At 73.7% G+C, this 5,051-nt stretch carries 6 protein-coding genes and 1 pseudogene; 4 read left to right on the top strand and 3 right to left on the bottom strand.

The window, feature by feature from the left end; all coding sequences use genetic code 11:
- Positions 1-77 precede the first annotated feature (77 nt).
- From KS423_RS38085 to KS423_RS38075, 3 genes are all read right to left on the bottom strand, one after another.
- The gene (locus tag KS423_RS38085; RefSeq protein WP_224284312.1) at positions 78-344 is read right to left on the bottom strand and encodes an acyl carrier protein; all 267 of its coding nucleotides are present in this window, start codon (positions 342-344) and stop codon (positions 78-80) included.
- Positions 341-616 (bottom strand): phosphopantetheine-binding protein, encoded by a 276-nt coding sequence (locus tag KS423_RS38080; protein WP_224284311.1) that lies wholly within the window; start codon positions 614-616, stop codon positions 341-343. Before KS423_RS38080 ends, KS423_RS38085 begins: the two co-directional genes overlap by 4 nt.
- A gap of 82 nt (positions 617-698) precedes the next feature.
- Complete coding sequence (locus tag KS423_RS38075; protein ID WP_224284310.1) at positions 699-2,126, bottom strand: class I adenylate-forming enzyme family protein; 1,428 nt, start codon at positions 2,124-2,126, stop codon at positions 699-701.
- Between the two features lie 185 nt (positions 2,127-2,311).
- Here KS423_RS38075 and KS423_RS38070 point away from each other — a divergent pair, with 185 nt between their 5' ends.
- From KS423_RS38070 to KS423_RS38055, 4 genes and pseudogenes are all read left to right on the top strand, one after another.
- Positions 2,312-2,572: an alpha-hydroxy-acid oxidizing protein gene (locus tag KS423_RS38070; RefSeq protein ID WP_224284309.1), complete on the top strand. Its 261-nt coding sequence runs from the start codon at positions 2,312-2,314 to the stop codon at positions 2,570-2,572.
- Positions 2,573-2,711: 139 nt separating this feature from the next.
- On the top strand, positions 2,712-3,488 hold the full coding sequence (locus KS423_RS38065; RefSeq protein WP_224284308.1) for a methyltransferase domain-containing protein: 777 nt from the start codon (positions 2,712-2,714) through the stop codon (positions 3,486-3,488).
- Positions 3,489-3,514: 26 nt separating this feature from the next.
- On the top strand, positions 3,515-4,450 hold the full coding sequence (locus KS423_RS38060; protein WP_224284307.1) for an alpha/beta hydrolase: 936 nt from the start codon (positions 3,515-3,517) through the stop codon (positions 4,448-4,450).
- A 76-nt stretch (positions 4,451-4,526) separates the two neighbouring features.
- A pseudogene (locus KS423_RS38055) lies at positions 4,527-5,012 on the top strand (aminotransferase class I/II-fold pyridoxal phosphate-dependent enzyme); the annotation flags it as partial.
- Positions 5,013-5,051: the final 39 nt, after the last annotated feature.

The raw sequence follows: 5,051 nt of genomic DNA, 5'->3' as shown, positions 1-5,051 counted from the left end.
GCGCCCGGCGGCGCTGAGCACCCCGACACCGGTGACCACTGCCCGGCCCGGTGGGCCGGAGCCCGTGCCGGCGGGGTTCACCGGGGCGCGCCCGCGCGGTCGGCGAGGACGGCCTCGCGCAGCAGTTCGGTGGCGCCGGCGACGGTGCGCACCGCGTCGAAGCGGTCGTCGTCCAGGTCCAGCTGGATCCCGTACCGCTGCTCGAACTCTGCCACGAGCCAGGTGAGTTCGAGCGATCCGAGTTCATCGGGAACGGTGTCGACGGCGCGCTGCCCGAACGCCGCCAGCATGGTCAGGACCTCGGCCCGGTCCGGCAGGGCGTCGGGGCGTAGGGAGCCGGTCACGCGGCACTGCCGGAGGTGGCGGCGAGGGCGTCGATCCGGCGGGCGACGTCGGCGGTGAACTCGTCCAGCGTCATCAGTGCGGTGGTCTCCATCTCGTCCAGGTCGAACTTGATCCCGAACTCGTCCTCGACCTGCACCGACAGGTCGGCCAGCGCGAGCGATTCGAGGTCCAGCCCGGCCGGGCCGAGGTCGGTGGCCCCGGTGACCTCGGAGACGTCGTACTGCATGTCGGCGAGTGCCGCCAGGACGAAGGCGCGGATGCGGTCCTGCATGGTGGTGGGCTCCTTGTCGGGGTGGTGGTGCGAACGGAATCGGGGTGCGGCCGACGCGGCCGGCGCGCGGTCGAACGTACGGTCAGTCGGCGGTGGCCGCGGTCTCGCGCAGGGCGGCCGGGTCGCGCAGCAGCTTTCCGGTGGCGGTGCGGGGAAGGCGCTCCAGCCGGGCGAGCCGGCGCGGCCGCTTGTAGGCGGCCAGGCGGCGGGCCAGCCCGTCCTGGACGGAGGTGAGATCGGCCTCGGGTTCGGTGGCGAGGTAGGCCTCGATCGCGCCGCCGTCGAAGACCACCACGGCCTCGCGGACCTCGGGCAGTGCGGTGAGTGTTTGCTCGACCTCGGTGAGGTCGACCTTCAGGCCGCCGATCGAGACCTGGGAGTCCAGCCGGCCGAGCACGGTGACCAGGCCGTCGGCGGCCGGTTCGGCCGCGTCCCGGGTGTGCAGCCAGCCGTCCGACCAGCGGGTCGGATCGTCCAGCCCGGGGTAGGGGGAGGACGCCGTGCCGATCTGCAACTCGCCTTTCACCAAGCGGAGTTCCATGCCGTGCACGGGCTGCTTGGCGGGGTGGAGCGTACCGGAGAGGTCGGTGGCGATCACCCCGGTCTCGGTCATGCCGTACATGGTCCCGAGTGGGACGCCGTAGCGCTCGGTGAACAGCGCGGGCAGGCCCGGGCGGACGAGTTCGCCCGCCACGACCATCCGCCGCAGCCGGGGCAGCGGCGGGGGAGCGATCGCCCCCGCCAGCAGCTCTGCGTGGAAGGGCACCCCGATCACGGTGGTCGGCCGGCCGCTCGCGGCGACCTCGGCGAGGATGCCCGCCGCCGTCATCCGCTCCGGCACGGTGAGTGCGGCCCGGGCGTGCAGGCTGTTGAGCAGCCCGCCGACCAGACCGAGCACGTGCACCACCGAGGAGAGCAGGACGACCCGCTCGCCCTCGCCGGGGAACTCCACCAGCCTCCGGTAGCAGTCGAGTTCGCGCAGCAGGTCGGCCGCGGTGCGGGCGATGACCTTGGCCGGACCGGTGGATCCGGAGCTGAGCTGGACCAGCGCGTGTCCGGTGCGGGCCGGGCGCCCGTCCGCCAGCGGGACGGCCACCGGCTCGACTTCGGAGAAGCCGCGCAGGGCCGCCGCGGACCGATGGGCGGAGCCTACCAGCACCTGCGGGGCCAGCCGCGCCACCGCCGCGTCGACCTCGTGGTCGGTCAACCGGTGGTCGAGCAACGCGACTTGGGCGCCGAGCCGCCAGCATGCCAGCAGCACCGCGACGAACGCCACCGAGGGCGGCAGTCGCAGGGCCGCCGTTCCGCCGGGGCCGAGCCCGGTGGCCGCCAGCCGGACGGACTGCTCGTCGACCAGGGCGCGCAGGGTGTCCCGGTCGAGCGGCGCGCCGAAATGCAGGCACTCCTCGCCGCCGGGGCCCGCCAGCAGCAGCCGGTCGACCCAGGAGTCCGGGGCGTCGGAGTGCGGCAGGAAGGCAGCCGGACGTACGGAGGGGGAAAAGCCGGTCAACGCGGCTCCACACACGTGAGGGGATTTGACATGGACGCCGTTAACAAGCCCGAACGGCCGATTCCGTGGCCAGACCATGGCACAGACGTTTGGTCAAATCAAGGTCTATACCAATGTGGTTGTTGCTCCTACGCTGCCCAACCGGGACCGGCCCGCGCGTGGCCGTCCTGGAGCGAGGAATGCCCGTGGGAGTTCTCACGCCGGCCGGAATCGAGCGCGCCGCGCGCGCCCAACTCCCACCGGAAACCTGGGATTTCATCGAAGGCGGCAGCGGGGCGGAACGCACCCTGGCGGCCGACCGGGAGATGTTCGGACGCCATGCGCTGCGTCCGCGCACCCTGGTCGACGTCTCCGCCTGCGACCCCGCACGGGCCCTGTCGGGACGCCCCCGGCTCGCCGACCTGGACCGCACGGCCCTCGCACCCTGGCCCCGCCCGGTCGGCTGAACCCGAACCGTACGGAGGCGTCATCCCGGGATCACGGACAGGAAAGCGAGCCGGACCAGAAGCGCCCACCCCCGAACCCCGCGCGGCCGCTGAACCGTGCCGTACCCGAACCGCGTTCTCCCCCCAGGAGGTCCGACACATGACCGAGCAGAGCGAACGATTCCCCGGCTGGGACTGGGACGACCCCGACGGGCTGGCACCCCGCCTGGACGCCTTCAGCGAACAGGTCGCCACCTGCGACAAGCTCGAAGCGCGCCCCGACGGGCTGCCGCACGACCACGCCGGCTTCCGCGAACTCGGCATCACCGGAATCGAGTTCGCCGCGTTCCGGACCGCCCACCCGGACGGCCTCGGCACCGACCTCGCCGCCCTGCGCAGCCCCGACACCGTCACCGAACCCGGCACCCTCTACCGGGTCGACGGCGACCGCTGGTTCACCCGGCTCGACATCGCCGAACCGCTGCCCTTCGCCGACGCCAGCGTCGACTGGGTGTACGCCGAGCACCTGATCGAGCACGTCACCATGCCCGTCGCCATCGGCTGGCTGCGCGAGGCCCGCCGGGTGCTGCGCCCCGGCGGCGTGCTGCGCCTGACCACCCCCGACCTCGCCCGCTACCTGGTCGGCTACGCCACCGGCGACGGCTTCCTCACCAAGCACCGGCGCCGGCTGACCACCCTGGGCTTCGGCCCGCCGATGCCCGAGCGCCCGGCCTTCCTGGTCAACCAGATCTTCCGGTACTTCGGGCACCAGTGGATCTACGACCTGGACGAGCTGCGGCACGTCCTCACCCAGGCGGGCTTCGAGCCCGACCGGATTCGCCAGTGCGCCTACCGCCAGGGCACCCGTCCGGACGTCGCCGACCTCGACACGGCTTTCCGCACCGACGAGACCCTCTACGTCGAGGCAGACTGCTGACCTCCTCGCACCGAACGGATCCGCCCATGCCCCTGCACCCCCAGGCCGAGGCGCTGCGTGCCCGGCGCGCGAACAGCGGTACCCCGCCGCTCTACACCCTCACCCTCGCCGAGGCCCGTGCCGCCGACCTCGCGGACATCCGCGCAGTGTCCGGCACCCCCGAGCCGGTCGCCGCCGTCGAGGAGCACCGCATCCCCGGTCCCGGCGGCGAACTCGCGCTGCGGCTCTACCGCCCCGAGGCGCCGGGCCGCCGACTGCCCGCCCTGCTCTACCTGTTCGGCGGCGGCTGGACGCTCGGCTCGCCCGACACCAGCGACGCGATCTGCCGCCGGCTCACCAACGCCATCGGCTGCGTCACCGCCTCCGTCGGCTACCGGCTCGCCCCCGAACACCCCTTCCCCGCGGCGCTGCACGACTGCCGCGCCGCCCTGCGGCAACTCGTCGAACGTGCGGAGGAGTTCGGCATCGACCCGGACCGGCTCGCGGTCGGTGGCGACAGCGCCGGCGGCAACCTCACCGCCGCGCTCACCCTCCTGTTGCGCGCCGAGGGCGGCCCCATCCTGCGCCACCAGCTGCTCGTCTACCCCAACACCGACCACGGCGCCGACACCCCGTCGCTGCGCGCCCACGACGACCCGGCCCTGTTCAACCGCCGCTCCGTGGCCTGGTACTGGGGCCACTACCTGGCCGACCAGGGCGACGGCACCAGCCCGTACGCCTCCCCGCTGCGCGCCGCCACCCTGGCCGGCCTGCCGCCCGCGACCGTCCTGACCGCCGAGTACGACCCGCTGCGGGACGAGGGCGAGCAGTACGCCGAGGCGCTGCGCGCCGCCGGGGTCCCGGTGGCGCTGCGCCGCTACCAGGGCATGCCGCACGGCTTCTTCGCCATGACCGGCACCCTGGACGCCGCCGTCGAGGCCCAGGCCCACGCGGCCCGGTGTCTCCGGGAGGCGCTGCGGTGACCGGGTGGAGCGAGCGCGTCATCGCAGGGCGGGCACGGGCGAACACCTCTGCCGAGAGCGGGGGAGGGGCGGGGGCGTGAGACTCTCCCTGAACGACCTCCACGCCTCCCTGGCCGATCCGCTGCTGGATGCGATGACCTTCCTCAACGAGGTCACCACCCGCTACCCGGACGCCGTCTCCTTCGCCCCCGGCCGCCCCTACGAGGGCTTCTTCGAGCCCGAGGACGTCCCGGCCTACCTGGAGACCTACCTCGACCACCTGGCCGACCGCGGCCTCGGCCGGGACGCGGTGCGCACCGCGCTGTTCCAGTACGGACCGACCAAGGGCATCATCAACGAACTGGTCGTCCGCTCGCTGGCCAACGACGAGGGCCTGACCGTCGACCCCGGGGCCGTGGTGGTCACGGTCGGCGCCCAGGAGGGCATGCTGCTGACGCTGCGCGCCCTGTGCGCCGGCCCGGACGACGTCCTGCTGGTCAGCTCGCCCTGCTACGTCGGCGTGACCGGCGCCGCCCGGCTGCTCGACCTGACCGTCCGTCCCGTCCCCGAGGGGCCGGACGGCGGCCCAGACCCGTAGGCGGTCCGGGCGGCCGCCCGCGCG

It is taken from the genome of Streptomyces sp. LS1784 (assembly GCF_020103755.1).
Lineage (GTDB): Bacteria > Actinomycetota > Actinomycetes > Streptomycetales > Streptomycetaceae > Kitasatospora.
Note: the sequence above shows the minus strand (reverse complement) of the source record. Positions and strands in the feature narration are given on the sequence as shown.